The organism is Rathayibacter sp. AY1D2 (genome assembly GCF_002932695.1).
Taxonomy (GTDB): domain Bacteria; phylum Actinomycetota; class Actinomycetes; order Actinomycetales; family Microbacteriaceae; genus Rathayibacter.
Genome location: NZ_PSVX01000001.1, coordinates 1 through 15436 on the forward strand (window position 1 = coordinate 1; position 15436 = coordinate 15436).

Consider the following 15436-nt stretch of genomic DNA (forward strand, 5'->3'; position numbering starts at 1 on the left):
GCCCCCGCACCGACCGCCCCCGCCGGTCCCTCCTCCGCACCGCCCTGATCGGGACGACGACCGCTCTGCTGGCCGTCCTGGTCGTGGCGGCGCTCCTGTTCCACGCGTCCGGCGGACGCTGGTTCATCGTGCAGACGCCCTCCATGGGCACGGCCGCCCCGGTCGGCACCCTCGTCCTCACCGAGCCGACGGCCCTCGAGGACGTCCGGGTCGGCGACGCGGTCAGCTTCCACCCCACCACCACGCCCGACGAGACCTACACCCACCGGGTCGTCGAGATCGCCGACGACGGCACGCTCCGCACCCAGGGCGACATCAACGGAGCCGTCGATCCGTGGGCCACCGGCCAGGACCAGCTCATCGGAGTCGTCACCACGGCGCTGCCGGTGCTCGGCTGGCTCGTGCGCGGCCTGCCGCTGCTGATCATCGGCGCCGTCCTCGTGCAGCTGCTCACCCGCTTCATCGCCTCGCCCACCCAGCGGGCGTCGATGCGGATCCTCGGCCTCTCGCTCGTCGCGTCCGTCACCGTCTTCGTGCTCCGCCCGCTGGTCGGCATCGTCGTCCTCGAGGCCACCGTCGACAGCGGCACGACGAACGCCACGCTCGTCTCGACGGGCGTCCTCCCCATCCGCGTGAGCGCCGAGGGCGCCGACCCCGTCGACCTGGTCTCCGGACAGGTCGGCCGCCTGCAGATCCCGGCGCACGACGGAGACGCCTACGCCCTCTCCTCCGCTCTGCACCTGCCGTTCTGGGGCTGGGTCCTCTTCGTCCTGCTCTGCGCGATCCCGGTGCTCTACACGGTCTTCGTCGGCCTCCCCGGCGAGCCGGAGCGGACCGCCGAGCGCGGCCGCCGCGCCGCCCGCGAGGAGGAGACGGCATGAGCCGGCACCGCCTCTCCGCCGCCTCACCGGCCGCGCGGCTGCGCACCCTCCTCGCCCGCCCGAGGTCTGTCGTCGCCGCCCTCGCCGCCGCCGCCCTGGCCGCCGTGCTGCTCACCGCCCCGGCCACCTCCGGCGCGTACACCGCCTCGATCCTGAACTCGACCAACACGGTCGGCAGCGCCGCCGCGTTCTTCACCTGCGACGGCGCCCTCGCCGCCGACCGCGGGGCCGCGCTCTTCTCCTACACGCTCGCGCAGCCGAGCGGATCGACGACCGCGCCCGACACGGACTCCGGCCAGTACCCGGGCACCTACCGCTCCACCGGCCTCTTCCCGACCGCGATGGTCAGCTCCGCCGCGACGCCCAAGGCCTGCCCGCGCGACGCGGGCGGCTCCTGGACGCCGAACGGCACGAACCAGTACCTGAGCACGCCGCTGGAGATCAGGAACCCCGGCACCTTCAGCACCGAGATCTGGTTCAAGACCACGAACGCCGGCGGCAAGCTCTTCAGCTTCAGCGCGGGCGCCACCGCTCCCGGCGGCCAGTACGACCGCCACACCTACATCGGTGCCGACGGCAAGCTCGTCTTCGGCGTCTACAACGGCGCCGCGCAGACCATCACGAGCACCCGAGCCGTCAACGACGGGCTCTGGCACCACGTCGTCTCCACGCTCTCGCCGACGGCGGGCATCGCGCTCTGGGTCGACGGCGTGAAGGTCGCCTCGAACAGCACGTACCGCACGGCCGAGAACACGACGGGCACCTGGAAGATCGGATACGACAGCCTCGGCGGCCAGTGGCCGAACGTCGGCTCCTCGTACTTCGGCGGGAGCCTGCGCTACGCCGCGGTGTACTCGACGGTCCTCACGCCGGAGCAGATCCAGACGCACTACGCGGCAGGACGCTGAGCGAACGGCCCGGTCGGCGGCGCCTCCGCAGCCCTAGGGTGAGCGGATGACCGCCCCCGCCCTCTCGCGCCGCGCCCGCTTCCACCAGCGGTTCCTCGTGGAGGAGCGCGTGATGGCCCCGGAGGCGCGCCGCGGCCTCGACCGGGCCGGCTTCGGCCTGATCGGCGTCGGCGTCGTCCTCTTCGCGGCTTTCACCGCGCAGGTCGCGAGCGGCACCGGCCTCACCGTCCTCGATCCGGTCGTCGCCGAGTGGTTCCGCGAGAAGCGCTCCGCCGAGGGCACGGTCGTGATGGACGCGCTCGCCACCGTCTTCGGGCCGGTCTACCTGCCGGTCATCATCCTGGCGGTGCTCGTGCTCTGGTTCGTCCTCGCCCGCCACCTCTGGCGGCCGATCCTCCTGGCCGGCGGCATGCTCGTCGGGATGCTCAGCGTGCAGCTGGCCGCTCACCTCGTGATGCGGATGCGCCCGCCGGTCGAGTACATGCTGCTCGGGCCCGACGGCACGTTCTCGTTCCCCTCCGGCCACGTCACCGGCGTGAGCGACTTCTTCCTGATCACCACGTTCCTCCTCGCCTCCCGCCGCTCCTCCCGGAGCTGGATGATCGGGGGCTTCGCGCTCTCGCTCGGGATGATCGCCGGCCAGATCGTCGCCCGGCTCTACCTCGGCTACCACTGGCTGACCGACACGCTCGCCTCGGTGTCGCTCGCCCTGATCGTGCTCGGCTCGGTGATCGTGATCGACACCCGCCGGACCGCGGTCGTGCGGGGCCACGCGGACTGACCGGCGCGGCGCCTCCCTCTGCGGCGAGGAGCCGACCGCGGGAGCAGGCCCTGTCGTCAGCCCCGGTCGGCCGGATCCTCCTCGGTGACGATCGGCACCGGCTCCGTCACGCCGATCGTGCTGACGATCGGGACGATCCCGGTGCGGGTGAACGGCTCCTCGGCGGCCGGCGCCGGCTCATCGGGCAGCGGCGCGGGGTCGACCGTGGCCGGCGCCGACGGGTCGGACGCCGTGAGGCCGGATCCGCTGCTCGGCGCCGTGACGACCTGTGCGGTGTCCGCCTGCCCGGCCTCGGCGCCGTCGGGGTAGAGGACGTCGGCGGCGAGGGCCTGCTCGATCCCGCGGTCCCGGCGGGTCCGGGCGCGGACCGGCGCCACCGCGCGCACGATCGGGGTGCGCAGGCGGCGGTAGGCGATCCGGCCGAGCGTGACTCCGCCGGCGAGGCCCAGCGCGATCATGCCCGCCTGGAGCAGGAGCTCGATCCCGGCGCTCGGGCCGGCGTTCGAGGTGAGGCCGAGGACGCCGCGGTAGAGGGTGAGGCCGGGCAGGAGGGGGACGATCGCGCACGCGGTCGTCACCACGGCGGGCACCCGCATCCGCTCGGCCAGCATCTCGCCGAGCAGGCCGATCGCCAGCGCCGGGAGGGCGTTGGCCATGAGCGGCGCGAAGCCCGAGGTGGTCAGCGAGTCGGAGACGAGGAACGCGCCGGCTCCGGTGAGGGCGGCGATGAGCGCGGGCCGCGGCGGGGTGTGCGACGAGAGCGCCCAGGCGCCGGCCGCGACCCCGGCGCCGAGCACCTGCACGGCGGCCGGCCAGGGGCGGGCGTAGGAGTCGACCAGCACCAGCTCGACCCCGAGCGAGCGCGCGCCGTCGAGCACCACGGCGATGCCGACGACGATGCCCAGCGTCAGCAGCCCGACCTCGAGCAGTCGGCCGCCCGCGGTGATCGGGAACCCGTTGATCGCGTCGTCCGCCGCTCCCACGAACGAGAGCCCGGCGAGGAGCACGACCACCCCCGACGCGACGACGAGCGCGGGCGGCAGAACCGCCAGCTCCACGGGCAGCCGCGGCACGACCGCGAGCAGCACCACCGCCACTCCGGTCGCCAGCGCGGCGCCCGCGATCTGCTGGAAGAAGGCGGGCAGGCCCCAGCGGGCGAGCAGCTGGTTGACCAGGTCGATCGCGGCGGCCGTCGCGGCGGCGAGGAGCACGACGAGCGGGCCGCCCCCGAGCAGGAGCGCGACGCCCGCGGCCATCAGCGCGAGCGTGAGGGTGACGACTCCGCGGCGGTAGCGGTGCGGCTGGACGAGGATCGCGTCGAGCCGGTCGTGCGCGGCCTCGAACTGGTGGCGGGCCTCCTCGCGGGCCTCGGCGGAGTCGACGGCGTCGGCGACCCGCACCTCCGGCGAGCCCTCGGTGATGGCGGTGACGAGCGCCGTCACGCGGGCGAGCCGCTCGTAGTCGGCGCTGCGGGAGGGGACGACGCGCAGCACGCTCACGCTGGGGGAGTCGTCGCCTCCGTCGTGCACGACCAGGATCGACGTGAAGGTGAGGTCGACCTGGCACTCGATGCCGTAGGCGCGGCACACCCGCTGGATCGTCTCGGTCACCTCGGCTGCCGCGGACCCCAGCGAGAGCAGCGTCTCGCCCAGCCGCACGGCCAGCTCGAGCACTCCGCGGACCGTCTGCTCGGCGAGGAGCGCGCGCTGCGCTCGACGGCTCACCGGGGCCGCGGGCCGCTGCCCGCCGAGCTTGCCGACGACCTGCTGCAGAAGACGAGGAGAGCGCACCGTCCAGGGTAGGCACGCGGGGGCCGGTCCGGGGACGGGTTGCGCCGGCTTTCCCGCGGATGTCCGAGCAGCAGTCCTCAGAAGCAGGCGAGCACGCGGGTCGTCAGCCAGAGGGCGGCCTCGAGCTCGGTGTGCAGCTCCCGGCCGAGGGCGAGCCAGCGCTCCTCCGCCTCGGCGCTCCTCCAGCCCTCGAACACGTCGCATCCGGCGGCCCAGAGCTCCTGCCAGCGGAGCAGCGGTCCGTGCAGGGCCTCCGGGACGCCGATCGCACCCGGATCGTCGATCGGGCCGTCGACCGCCCAGAGCGGATACTCCGCGCCGTGGTCCGGGTACAGGCGGAGGTCGGCGAGCCGCCCCTCCCGATCGGCCCGCGCGCGGGCGAGGGTGTCCTCCTCGGTCGCGAACGGCGGGACGATCCACTCGATCTGCGTGACGGGATCGACGACTCGGCGTTCCACGGCTCCTCCTCCGCTCCTCGATGCGCGCACGACGGTAGCAGGGCCGTTCCGCGCCGCATCGGAGGGGGCCTGCCTACACTGGCGAGCGACTGCGTCCGCGAACGGGCGGGCGGGGCGAGGGGTGGGAGCGCATGAGGGTTCACGAGCGCGCGGTGCGGCACGGGCGGCTCCGGCGGCGGTCCGGGGTGCGGACAGTGGTGGTCGGGATCGCGGCGGTGGTCGGCGTCCTCGCCGTCAGCGCCACCTCGCTCGTGGCGATCGCGACGGTGAGCATCAGCCGGAACGTCGCCGACAACGCGGTCGATCTGGGCGTCGCTCCTCCCACCGGGAACGTGCAGATGGGCGCGGTCGAGGGCGGCTTCGACGTCCTGGTGGTCGGCACCGACAACGACGCCACGCAGGGCGACACGTTCGGCGTCCGCGACGACACGCTCAACGACGTCAACATCCTGCTCCACGTCTCGGCCGACCACCGCAGCGCGACGGTGATCAGCTTCCCGCGCGACCTGATCCTGGACCGTCCCGCGTGCACCGACCCCGAGACGGGCGTCGTCACCGAGGCCGCCGCCGGCGTCCCGCTCAACTCCGCGTTCCAGTACGGCGGGCTCGCCTGCGTCAACGACACCCTGCAGCAGTTCACCGGCCTGACGGTGCCCTACGCCGGCTGGGTGTCCTTCAACGGCGTCATCGAGATGAGCAACGCCGTCGGCGGGGTCCCGATCTGCCTCACCGGTCCGATCCTCGACACCGACTCGGGACTCGACCTGCCCGCCGGCACCTCCACCGTCTCCGGGTCGATGGCCCTCTCCTTCCTCCGCAGCCGCCACGGCGTCGGCGACCAGAGCGACCTCAGCCGCATCTCGTCGCAGCAGCAGTACCTGGCCTCGCTGATGCGCACCGTCCGCTCGGCCGACACCCTCTCGAACATCCCCGCCCTCTACGGACTCGCGCAGGCGACCTCGTCGAACGTGCACCTGTCGACGTCGCTCACGAGCCCGGCGACGATGATCTCGCTCGCCCTCGCACTGAAGGACGTCGACCTCTCGAAGATGGTGTTCGTGCAGTACCCGGCGCTCGACGACCCGGACTACCCGGGCAAGGTCGTGCCGAACGCCGAGGTCGGCGCCGAGCTCATGAGCCGCGTCCTCAACGACCAGCCGGTGACCCTCGCATCCGACGCTCCGGCGGAGGAGGCGCCCGCGGCGGAGGCGCCCGCCGAGGGCGGCGCGGCTCCGACGGATCCCGCTCCCGTCGCCGTCGACGCTCCGGGCCAGACCGCGGCGGAGGAGACCTGCGCGGTGCCGTCCGACTGACCCGACAGGTCTCGCGACGACGAAGGCGCCCGGGCGGTGTGCCCGGGCGCCTTCGTCGTGCGCGGTGCGCGGCCGTCTACGCGCGGCGGCGGCGGCGCACCGTCAGGGCGAGACCGCCGAGGATGCCGAAGGCGGCCAGGGCGAGCGGCGCGGTCGTCGAGACGCCGGTCGAGGCGAGGACGGGGCGGTGGCCGCCCGTCTGCGCCGCGGGTCCGGAGCCGGCCGGGTGCACTGCGGGCCCGGCGCCGGCAGGGTGCGCCGTGACGGCGGCGACCGCGGCGGAGCAGTCGGCCTCTCCGGCGATCGGGTCCTCCTCCGTCAGCGTGTAGTCGTAGGAGGTGCTCGCCACGAGACCGCTCGACGTGCCGCGGGCGATGACGCAGTAGATCTCGCTCGCCGGGTCCTGCAGCGGGTACTGGCCGAGGGAGATCAGGCTCCAGCCCAGCGCGTCGACGCCGACCTCGAGGCTCGAGCCGCCGCCCGTGAGCGTCTGGCGCGCACCCGAGGTCGAGAAGACGCCGATCGAGACGGTCTCGTCCGCGCCGAAGCCGAGGAGTGCGCCACCGCTGGTGGGCTGTCCGTCCGCCGGGGCGGGCTCGGGCGAAGCGCCCTGGGGCCAGATCCGGATCGCGGTGCGTGAGGGGACCTGCTCCAGCGACGACGTCACGGAGCGTCCGCTGGTCTCTCCCGTGGCGGTGACGGAGAAGGTGCCCAGCTGGTCCGCCATGGTGTCGGCGTCGAGCAGGACGAAGGCCTCGCCCGAGAGCGGGGTCGGCGTGGGGGGCACGAGGGCGGAGGTGCTGCCGTCGGGCGCGGTGAGCGTGACGGACACGTCCTCGCCGCGGTCGAATCCGCGGAACGAGGCGACGACGCCGTAGATCCGGAACTCTCCGACCTGGATGTCCGCACCGGCCGGGAGCACCCCGCCGTCCTCCCGGTTCTGGAAGACGACGCTCGTGTCGGGCTGCGTCACGGTCAGCTCGACGGCATCGGAGGCGACACGGGCGCCCGAGGCGTCGAGTCCCTCCGCGACGACGGAGATCGTCTCGCCGGGGAGCGGGAGGTGGGGGTCCACCGCGACGCCGTCCGCGTCGGTGGGGAGCCAGTCCCGGAGGCGGAGCTCGCCGGAGGCGGTGATCACGCTGGTGGTGACGGCCTCCTCCGAGTCGCCGTCGCGGAGCACGACGACGGCGACGGTGCCGGGCTGGAAACCCGTCCCGGACACGTCCAGGCCGCCGGCCCAGCCCTCCGCCGACGGGATCGCGGAGAACGCCGAGCCCGCTTCGTAGGTGGTGCGGTCGAGGGCGATCGCCAGGGGCGACTGCGCGCTCTCGACGGGCGCGGTGGTCGGAGCCGGAGTGGGCGCCGGGGTCGGAGTCGGCTCCGGAGTCGCGGTCGGCTCCGGAGTGGCGGTGGGCTCCGCGGTGGGAGCCGGCTCGGCCGGTGCGGGGCTCGAGGCGGCGTCAGGGACGACCTCGGTGGCCAGGGCGACGGACGGGAACGCGAGCGCCCCCAGCAGTGCCGCAGTGGTGATGATGGTGACGCCGTGGCGTCGTCGCGCAGAACGCACGATTCCTGCTTTCTCCGAGCCGCTGATCGCGGTCGGCTTCCCCATGAGCGGGGGACGATCGCCCCCTGTGGCCGAGTGTGTCCTATGCGGAACCTCAGCCTGTGCCGGATCCTGCAACGATCCGATCACGCCGCGCGGCGCGAGGTGACGGTTCGGTCACGGCCGGGCGCGGCGATTCCGACGGGCCGGTGGTCGTCGCTCTCCGGAGGCTCCTCAGACCGGCGGCACGACCAGCAGGACCACGCCGATCGCGGCGCTCACCGCGGCCACCACGCACCAGCGCTCCGCTCGTGTCCCTGCGGCTCCGCGCGTCCGCGCCACGGCGCCGAGCCCGATCGCGAGCACGGCGATGCCGATCTGCAGGGCCACCGTCGTCCGGATCAGCGCCCACGCCTCGAAGGCGCTCGCTCCGGTCGATCCGGTGGCGAGGAGCGGCACTCCGCCGACGCCCGCCGGCACCAGCAGCAGGCCGGATCCGATCGCGAGCGCCGCGACCAGGTGGGCGAGCACGTCGTCCAGCGCGGTCCGTGGGGGCGCGCCGACCGGCCCGAGAGCGGCGGCGCCAGGCCTCATCGCGACAGTGCGGAGATGCATGGGGCGAGCGTAGGCCCGGACCGCACCCGGGCGGACCCCCTGTGGAGGCCCCTGTCCGGTGGGCATTCCGAAGGAGGATCGGCGCTGAGCGAGTAGTCGAGGGCCCCGCCCTCCGGTCGCTCGTCGACGCCGTCCGGGCGGCTCGCTTCACGCCCGTCAGTCGCTGCTCCCGGTCCAGGTCCCTTCGATCACCTGGATCAGGTCGTGCCGCTCATCGGGGCCCAGATCCGGTTCGAACTCGACGACGAGCCGGTCCGACCGGTAGACGTCCCTCGTGTTGTACACCGTCGCCTGCCGCGCGAGATCGAGGGAGTGGTAGCGGTGGATCGACGCCCCGGGCCCGTCGACGCCCTCCACGCACCCACGACGATCTCCGCAGGCCTCCCTGCTCGGAGCGGCAGCGCGCTCGAGTCCGTCCAGCTCCGCGCGGGTGACGTCCCGGATCGTGATCCTCGATCTCGAGTCGTCGAGGAGGAGCCCCGCTCCGAAGACGGCGGCTCCGCCGACGACGGCCCCGACGACGAGACCCGCCGCCCCGAAGACGACGGCGGTCCGGCCGACCGTTCCCGTGGCTCTGCTCGTCGCTGTCATGGAGGTCCTCTCTTCGGCCGGCTGCTCGGGCGGACGGCGGAGTGCCACCGCATCCGGAGAACCCCCCAGCGCTCATCGGCGGAGTCAAGAGCGCACACCTCGATGGCAGGAGATGTGGCGCGATCATCGACGCGGAGCGTGCAGCCGCAGGCTCTCTCCGCTGGGCACCTCGGCCTCGGGCACTGTCTCGGGCAGGATCAGGGGATGCTCCTGCAGACGATCACCACCGGATCCGGACCGCGACACGTCGGGCTGGTGCACGGGCTCGGTGCGTCGGCGGCGACCTGGGGGCCGTTCGTCGAGCGGCTCGGCGCGACCGGCCGCTACACGGTCACGGCCGTCGACCTGCGCGGGCACGGCGCGAGCGCCCGGGCGGAGTCGTACCGGATCGACGACATGGCCGCCGATCTGGTCGAGACGCTGCCGGCAGGGCTCCACAGCGTGGTCGGCCACTCGCTCGGCGGCGCGGTGCTGCAGCGTGCCGTCGCCGGACTCGCGCCCGGCCGGGCCGTCTACCTCGATCCCGGGTTCGCCCTGTCGCTCCCCACGAGCGGCCTGCGCGGACGGCTGTTCTGGGCGGCACCGCTGCTGTCGCTCGGCGTCGCCCAGCTCGGGCAGGCGCGGGCGAGCGCCGCGGTCCGCGCCGCCTACAGCCCGGAGATCCGCGCGCTGCTCGACGACGCGAAGAAGAGGTTCGACACGCGGATGGCCGTCGGCGTGTTCCGGGACGTCGCCTTCCACCCGGTCCCGGTCGAGGCGCCGGCGGTCCCGTCGACGATCGTGCTCTCCGACCAGTCGCCGGCGGTGCTGCCCGACGCCCTGGCCGCGCGGCTCGAGCAGCGGGGCTGGCAGGTGCGCCGGCTCCCGGGCGTGCACCACGACATGCAGCTCGAGGACCCTGACCGGACCTTCGCCGCGATCGCCGACGTGCTCTAGCCGGGCGCCCCCTCCGCGGGTCGGGCGCCGGTGAGCGGGAACTACCGGCACATCCGCCCCGACGACCGCGGCCACGGGCGGCTCCGGACGGACGGACGCTCGAGCCGTCTGCGAGAGTGCTGGCATGTCCCCGCAGTCGTTGTCCGAAGCCGATCGTCGCCTCGTCGCCGCGTGGGCCGCCGACTGCGCGGAGAGGGTGCTCCCCCTCTTCGAGGCCGAGGCCCCCGACGACGTCCGGGCACGGGACGGCATCGCCCGCGCCCGAGCCTTCTCGCGGGGCGAGTCGGACGCGGCGGGGGAGATCCGGCTCCGCTTCGTCGCGGGTCGTGCGGCGCAGTCGGCGATCTCTCCGGCGGCGAAGGCTGCGGCGCGGTCGGCGGGACAGGCGTCCGGCGTCGCCCACATGGGAGCTCACGCGCTCGGCGCCGCCGCCTACGCAGTGAAGGCGGTCGGGCTGGCCTCGACGCGGGAGGGCGGCGAGGCCGAGATCCGGTGGCAGCTGGGGCACATGAGCGGTCAGGTGCGGGCGGCGCTGCGGACCCTGCCGCTCCTCGGTGAGGACCCGTCCGGCCCGCTCGGTCCGGGACTCCTGACCTCGGGTGTGCTCGGATCGAGCATCCGCGCGGTGCAGGCGGCGCTCGGCGCAGCAGCCGCGGACTGATCGCCGACGCAGGCGGCGCAGCAGAGGGATCGGGCGACGGCGCGCAGGTCGTCCCCCCTCAGCGTCTTCACCCGCGTTCGCCCACCGCGGATCCGGACGCGCTGCCGTCCCAGGCGGAGAGCATGCTGAGCCGATCCGCACTGTCGCTGTCCGCGTCCGGGCAGGAGACCACCAGGACGCCCCCGCCCACCGGCAGCTTCTCGCACGGGCGTCGGTTCGCGCTCGTGCACATCCCCTCGACCAACCACTGCACCCTCTTGATCGCCGCCGAGCCGGACGGCGCGCGCTGGTCAGCGAGTCCACGCAAGCCAGCGCTTCGGCTCGGTCCACACCCAGCCGCACCGCGGATCTTCGGATGAGCCGTGTGCTCATCTCGCGTCACTCGCCGATCGGCCGCCTGCCGTCGACCTCGAATCGCCGCTCCGACGGCTTCATCCACCTCGATGATCGGTCGCGTTGCCATTTCGCGGAGGAGGGGACGACGTGCTTCGCCGCACGATCAGTTCGGTTGAGACCGTCGTTCGAGCATCCACGGCCTCGCGGCCCTCGATGACCGCGACGAGTGTCCGAACGCTCACACGGCCGACCTCCATCAATTTCTGGCGGACCGTCGTCAGAGGGGGCCAGAAGGCCTCGGCCTCCTCGATGTCATCGAACCCCACGACGCTGACCCGGCCGGGCACGGGGATGTCCGCCTCGTGGTAGGCGAGGAGGACTCCTAGCGCCATCTGGTCGTTGGCGGCGAACACTGCGGTGACGTCATCCCGCTCTCTCAGCGCGACTCCGGCGCGGTACCCCGATCCGGTCGACCAGTCGCCGGCGAGGGTGGCCGGCGGTTCGATGCCGCGCTCACGCAGCGCCTCCCGCCAGGCGGCCTCCCGTCGCAGAGCCGCGAAGCTGTCGCTCGGTCCGCTGACGTGCCAGACCGTGTCGTGCCCGAGGTCGAGTAGATGCTGGGTGGCGAGCAGTGCGCCGTGCCTCTGGTCGGAGTCGACCACGGGATGGCTGGTCTCCCGGCTGGCGTCCAGGGAGACGACGGGAACGCCTGGCGGGAGGTGCACGTCCGGGTTGTCTCGGTAGTGGAACTGCTCGAGCACGATGATGATGCCGTCCAGGGCCTGGTCGGCGAGCACCGAGAAGGCGTTGCTCGTCTCGTCCCGGCTGGAGACGTCCACGGTGATGAGCGTGAGAGAGTACCCGGCCCGGTTGGCCTCTGCGGAGATCGCCTCGAGGGTTCGGCGGTTGCCGAACGAGGAGAGGGTCGAGAGCACCACGCCGATGTTCCGGTACCGGCCCGATCGGAGCGCGCGGGCCGCGCGATTGGGCCGGTAGCCGAGCTCGGTCATGCTCAGGAGGACCTTCTCCCGGGTGAAGGAGTCGACCTCGGGCGCCCCGTTCGCGACGCGCGAGACCGTCTGCTTCGACACCCCCGCCCGCTCGGCGACGTCGCTCTGAGACGGTCCCTTGTGCCTCGTCGCACCGGGACGGTGCGCCTCAGACATCCTGGTCGTCCGCGCGCACCGGGGCCGCGGGAGGAGGCGTCGCACGGGGATCCTTCTCGTTGCTCATGGCTCCATGCTAGAGTCCGGACCCGGATGGTCACGTGACCAAAAATCTCAACGACTGAGGAGCGACGATGGTGTCCCTGACGACAGCCCGACCGGTGAGCGCCCGCCGCGCCCGCCGCGACTGGCGGGGCTGGGGGTTCATCGGCCCGTTCATGCTCGTGTTCCTGGCGGTCCTGGTCGCGCCGGTGGTCTACGCGATCTACCTCAGCCTGTTCCGCCAGCAGCTGGTCGGCGGCAACGCGTTCGTGGGAGTGGAGAACTACGTCCTCCTCCTGCAGGACCCGCGCTTCTGGGAGTCGCTGGGCCGCGTCACGCTGTTCCTCGTCGTGCAGGTTCCGGTGATGCTGGTGCTCTCCCTCGTCGCCGCTCTCGCCATCGACAGCGCCCACCTCGTCGGCCGAGGCGCGTTCCGGATCCTGCTGTTCCTGCCCTACGCGGTTCCCGGCGTCGTGGCAGCACTGATCTGGGGCTTCCTCTACGGCAACCAGTTCGGCCTCACGGGCAGCGTCAACGATCTGCTCGGCGCGGAGATCCTGCAGCCGTTCAGCTCGGAGTGGGTGCTGGGCTCGATCGGCAACATCGTCACCTGGGAGTTCCTGGGCTACAACATGCTCATCTTCTACGCGGCACTGAAGGTCATCCCCGCCGACATCTACGAGGCGGCGGACCTCGACGGAGCGGGCGGCCTGCGAGTGGTGTGGAGCATCAAGCTGCCGGCCATCCGCAGCGCGGTCGTGATCGCCACCATCTTCTCGATCATCGGCAGCTTCCAGCTCTTCAACGAACCGAACCTCCTGAAAGTGCTGGCCCCCAACGTGATCTCCACCTACTTCACCCCGAACATGTACGCCTACAACCTCTCCTTCGCAGGCCAGCAGTACAACTACTCGGCCACGGTGGCGATCGTCATGGGGCTCCTGACCGCCGTTATCGCCTACATCGTGCAGCTGCGCGGACAGCGCTCCGAGGTGCGCTGAGATGACCGTCTCCTACGCACGCACCAGCCCCCGCGCTCGACGCCCGCGCCGCTCGATCCTGCTCGCCGTCATGATGGTCGTCTTCGTCGTGTACTCAGTGGTCCCGCTGGTCTGGCTCCTCATCAACGCGACCAAGAGCCAGAGCGATCTGCTCTCCACCTTCGGCCTCGGCTTCGGCGGCGAGTTCGCGCTCTTCCAGAACATCTACGAGACACTCACCTACCGCGACGGCGTGTTCCTGCAGTGGTTCGCCAACACCCTGCTCTACGTCGTCGTCGGAGCGGGCGGAGCGACACTCCTCGCCACGGTCGCCGGCTACGGACTCGCCAAGTTCGACTTCCCCGGGAAGCGGGGCGTCTTCGCCCTGATCCTCGGGGCGGTGGCGGTGCCCGGGACCGCCCTGGCCGTGCCGACCTTCCTGATGTTCAGCCAGGTGGGACTGACGAACACGCCCTGGGCGGTCATCCTGCCCTCGCTCGTGAGCCCCTTCGCGCTCTACCTCATCTGGAGCTTCGCCACCGAGGCCGTCCCGACCGAGCTGCTCGAGGCGGCACGCATGGACGGGTCGAGCGAGTTCCGCACTTTCTTCACCATCTCGCTGCGACTGCTCTCCCCGGGCATCGTCACGGTCGTCCTCCTCACCGTCGTCGCCACCTGGAACAACTACTTCCTGCCGCTCATCATGCTCAGCGAGCCGACCTGGTATCCGCTCACGGTCGGCCTCAGCCAGTGGAGCGCGCAGGCGACCGGCGTCGGAGCCCAGCCGATCTACAACCTCGTGATCACCGGCTCGCTGCTCACGATCGTCCCGATCGTCATCGCGTTCCTGTTCCTGCAGCGCTACTGGCAGTCGGGTCTGACCGCCGGAAGCGTCAAGCAGTGAACCTCCGCACCTCCTTCCTCCCCTCCCTTCCCGTACAACGAAGTCACTCGAAAGGAACTCCCATGACTCACTCCACCAGCAGGCGGCGTCTCGGCCGCTTCGGCACCCTGGCGGGCGCCGCGCTCACCCTCGGCCTGGTGCTCTCCGGCTGCTCCGCCGCCGGCGGCGCGACGAACTCGGACGCCGATGCGGCCGACCTGGACGCGGCCCTCGAAGAGGGCGGCACCCTGACCTACTGGACATGGACTCCGTCCGCCGAGGCGCAGGTCGCCGCGTTCGAGAAGGCCTACCCGAACGTCGATGTGAACGTCGTGAACGTCGGCACCGGCACGACCGAGTACACGCAGCTTCAGAACGCGATCACCGCCGGCTCCGGCGCGCCCGACGTCGCCCAGGTCGAGTACTTCGCCATCCCGCAGTTCGCGCTGGCCGACTCCTTCGTCGACCTGACTCCGTACGGCCTCGCCGACCTCGAGGATCTGTACAGTACCGGTCCCTGGAGCTCGGTCAGCATCGGCGGCGGCCTGTACGGCCTGCCGCAGGACTCCGGCCCCATGGCCATGTTCTACAACCAGGCCGTCTTCGACCAGTACGGCATCGAGGTCCCCACTACCTGGGACGAGTACTACGCCGCCGCACAGAAGCTGCACACAGCGAACCCCGACGCCTACATCGCCGGCGACACCAGCGACCCCGGCTTCGCGACGAGCATGATCTGGCAGGCCGGCGGCCGCCCGTTCGAGGTCGCGGACGACGGCACGACGATCTCCGTCGACCTCGAGGACGAGGGCTCTCAGGCCTTCGCCGCGAACTGGTCCCGCCTGACCGAGGGCGAGCTCTTGCCGGACATCCCGAGCTGGAGCGACGAGTGGTACCGCGCACTCGGCGACGGCACCATCGCCACGCTCCTCAGCGGGGCCTGGATGCCCGGCGTGCTGGAGTCCTCCGTGCCCGAGGCCGCGGGCGACTGGCGCGCCGCAGCCCTGCCCACCGCCGACGGCGGCAGCACGGGCGGCAACTCGGAGAACGGCGGCGGCGGACAGGTCGTGCTCGAGCAGAGCGAGAACAAGGCTCTGGCCGCTGCGTTCGTGCGGTGGCTGAACTCGGACGACGAGAGCATCGACATCTTCCTCCAGTCCGGCGGCTTCCCCGCGACCGTCGCCGACCTCGAGTCGGACGAGTTCCTGGCGCAGACCCCCGAGTACTTCGGCGGGCAGGCGATCAACGAGATCCTCGTCGAAGCGTCCCGCACCGTCAGCACGGGCTGGCAGTACCTGCCCTTCCAGGTCTACGCCAACAGCGTCTTCCCGGACACCGTCGGTCAGTCCTTCGTCAACCACGAGGACATCGGCAGCGGACTGATGGACTGGCAGGACCAGCTCGTCGAGTACGGCGACCAGCAGGGCTTCTCCGTCAACAAGTGATACGGAGTCGCTGAGCGATACGAGAGCGCGGCGCGGGGCCTCCCCGCGCCGCGCTCTCCTGCGCGGTCGAGGGCGCGATCGACTGTCCCGCGACAGCCGCC

The 15436-nt window shown here is 72.2% G+C and carries 15 protein-coding genes; 9 read left to right on the plus strand and 6 right to left on the minus strand.

The annotated features are described in order from the left end of the window. The 3 genes from C5D04_RS18060 to C5D04_RS00015 all read left to right on the plus strand — a co-directional run. Window positions 1-881 (plus strand): S26 family signal peptidase (locus C5D04_RS18060; protein ID WP_104346982.1); only part of this gene is annotated, 881 nt, incomplete at its 5' end. Beyond that, window positions 878-1789, plus strand: a complete 912-nt coding sequence (locus C5D04_RS00010) for a LamG domain-containing protein (RefSeq protein ID WP_104317083.1) — start codon at window positions 878-880, stop codon at window positions 1787-1789. The genes C5D04_RS18060 and C5D04_RS00010, both read left to right, overlap by 4 nt. Window positions 1790-1835: 46 nt before the next feature. After that, on the plus strand, window positions 1836-2570 hold the full coding sequence (locus tag C5D04_RS00015; RefSeq protein WP_104234004.1) for a phosphatase PAP2 family protein: 735 nt from the start codon (window positions 1836-1838) through the stop codon (window positions 2568-2570). Window positions 2571-2626: 56 nt separating this feature from the next. Here C5D04_RS00015 and C5D04_RS00020 read toward each other — a convergent pair whose 3' ends face one another. After that, the gene (locus C5D04_RS00020) at window positions 2627-4360 is read right to left on the minus strand and encodes a threonine/serine exporter ThrE family protein (protein WP_181137642.1); all 1734 of its coding nucleotides are present in this window, start codon (window positions 4358-4360) and stop codon (window positions 2627-2629) included. 77 nt (window positions 4361-4437) lie between these two features. Next, window positions 4438-4818, minus strand: a complete 381-nt coding sequence (locus C5D04_RS18065; protein WP_181110599.1) for a hypothetical protein — start codon at window positions 4816-4818, stop codon at window positions 4438-4440. Between the two features lie 131 nt (window positions 4819-4949). Between C5D04_RS18065 and C5D04_RS00025 the strand changes: the two genes are divergently transcribed. Then, the gene (locus tag C5D04_RS00025; RefSeq protein WP_146087805.1) at window positions 4950-6131 is read left to right on the plus strand and encodes an LCP family protein; all 1182 of its coding nucleotides are present in this window, start codon (window positions 4950-4952) and stop codon (window positions 6129-6131) included. A gap of 76 nt (window positions 6132-6207) precedes the next feature. Here C5D04_RS00025 and C5D04_RS00030 read toward each other — a convergent pair whose 3' ends face one another. From C5D04_RS00030 to C5D04_RS00040, 3 genes are all read right to left on the minus strand, one after another. Continuing rightward, the gene (locus tag C5D04_RS00030) at window positions 6208-7701 is read right to left on the minus strand and encodes an LPXTG cell wall anchor domain-containing protein (RefSeq protein WP_146087806.1); all 1494 of its coding nucleotides are present in this window, start codon (window positions 7699-7701) and stop codon (window positions 6208-6210) included. 213 nt (window positions 7702-7914) lie between these two features. After that, a complete protein-coding gene (locus C5D04_RS00035; protein ID WP_146078433.1) occupies window positions 7915-8295 on the minus strand; it encodes a hypothetical protein in 381 nt (126 codons plus the stop codon). 156 nt (window positions 8296-8451) lie between these two features. Then, complete coding sequence (locus tag C5D04_RS00040) at window positions 8452-8886, minus strand: hypothetical protein (protein WP_104226555.1); 435 nt, start codon at window positions 8884-8886, stop codon at window positions 8452-8454. A 204-nt stretch (window positions 8887-9090) separates the two neighbouring features. Here C5D04_RS00040 and C5D04_RS00045 point away from each other — a divergent pair, with 204 nt between their 5' ends. Then, window positions 9091-9822, plus strand: a complete 732-nt coding sequence (locus tag C5D04_RS00045; RefSeq protein WP_104346986.1) for an alpha/beta fold hydrolase — start codon at window positions 9091-9093, stop codon at window positions 9820-9822. Between the two features lie 124 nt (window positions 9823-9946). Continuing rightward, entirely contained in the window at window positions 9947-10483 is a 537-nt protein-coding gene (locus C5D04_RS00050) for a putative immunity protein (RefSeq protein ID WP_104238872.1), read from the plus strand. A gap of 431 nt (window positions 10484-10914) precedes the next feature. Here the strand turns inward: C5D04_RS00050 and C5D04_RS00060 are convergent, their stop codons facing one another. Beyond that, window positions 10915-11985 (minus strand): LacI family DNA-binding transcriptional regulator, encoded by a 1071-nt coding sequence (locus tag C5D04_RS00060; protein ID WP_104238874.1) that lies wholly within the window; start codon window positions 11983-11985, stop codon window positions 10915-10917. Between the two features lie 134 nt (window positions 11986-12119). Here C5D04_RS00060 and C5D04_RS00065 point away from each other — a divergent pair, with 134 nt between their 5' ends. The 3 genes from C5D04_RS00065 to C5D04_RS00075 all read left to right on the plus strand — a co-directional run bounded on the left by C5D04_RS00065 (window position 12120) and on the right by C5D04_RS00075 (window position 15335). Beyond that, window positions 12120-13028: a carbohydrate ABC transporter permease gene (locus C5D04_RS00065; protein WP_104223310.1), complete on the plus strand. Its 909-nt coding sequence runs from the start codon at window positions 12120-12122 to the stop codon at window positions 13026-13028. Window position 13029: 1 nt separating this feature from the next. After that, a complete protein-coding gene (locus C5D04_RS00070; RefSeq protein WP_104223309.1) occupies window positions 13030-13911 on the plus strand; it encodes a carbohydrate ABC transporter permease in 882 nt (293 codons plus the stop codon). 62 nt (window positions 13912-13973) lie between these two features. Further along, complete coding sequence (locus C5D04_RS00075) at window positions 13974-15335, plus strand: ABC transporter substrate-binding protein (RefSeq protein ID WP_104346988.1); 1362 nt, start codon at window positions 13974-13976, stop codon at window positions 15333-15335. Window positions 15336-15436: the final 101 nt, after the last annotated feature.

What these genes read in the sequence shown, in the direction of transcription:
- C5D04_RS00010 (WP_104317083.1), top strand. Translation starts at nt 878, where the DNA reads ATGAGCCGGCACCGCCTCTCCGCCGCCTCACCGGCCGCGCGGCTGCGC.
- C5D04_RS00015 (WP_104234004.1), top strand. Translation starts at nt 1,836, where the DNA reads ATGACCGCCCCCGCCCTCTCGCGCCGCGCCCGCTTCCACCAGCGGTTC.
- C5D04_RS00025 (WP_146087805.1), top strand. Translation starts at nt 4,950, where the DNA reads ATGAGGGTTCACGAGCGCGCGGTGCGGCACGGGCGGCTCCGGCGGCGG.
- C5D04_RS00035 (WP_146078433.1), bottom strand. Translation starts at nt 8,295, where the DNA reads ATGCATCTCCGCACTGTCGCGATGAGGCCTGGCGCCGCCGCTCTCGGG.
- C5D04_RS00040 (WP_104226555.1), bottom strand. Translation starts at nt 8,886, where the DNA reads ATGACAGCGACGAGCAGAGCCACGGGAACGGTCGGCCGGACCGCCGTC.
- C5D04_RS00045 (WP_104346986.1), top strand. Translation starts at nt 9,091, where the DNA reads ATGCTCCTGCAGACGATCACCACCGGATCCGGACCGCGACACGTCGGG.
- C5D04_RS00050 (WP_104238872.1), top strand. Translation starts at nt 9,947, where the DNA reads ATGTCCCCGCAGTCGTTGTCCGAAGCCGATCGTCGCCTCGTCGCCGCG.
- C5D04_RS00060 (WP_104238874.1), bottom strand. Translation starts at nt 11,985, where the DNA reads ATGTCTGAGGCGCACCGTCCCGGTGCGACGAGGCACAAGGGACCGTCT.
- C5D04_RS00065 (WP_104223310.1), top strand. Translation starts at nt 12,120, where the DNA reads ATGGTGTCCCTGACGACAGCCCGACCGGTGAGCGCCCGCCGCGCCCGC.
- C5D04_RS00070 (WP_104223309.1), top strand. Translation starts at nt 13,030, where the DNA reads ATGACCGTCTCCTACGCACGCACCAGCCCCCGCGCTCGACGCCCGCGC.
- C5D04_RS00075 (WP_104346988.1), top strand. Translation starts at nt 13,974, where the DNA reads ATGACTCACTCCACCAGCAGGCGGCGTCTCGGCCGCTTCGGCACCCTG.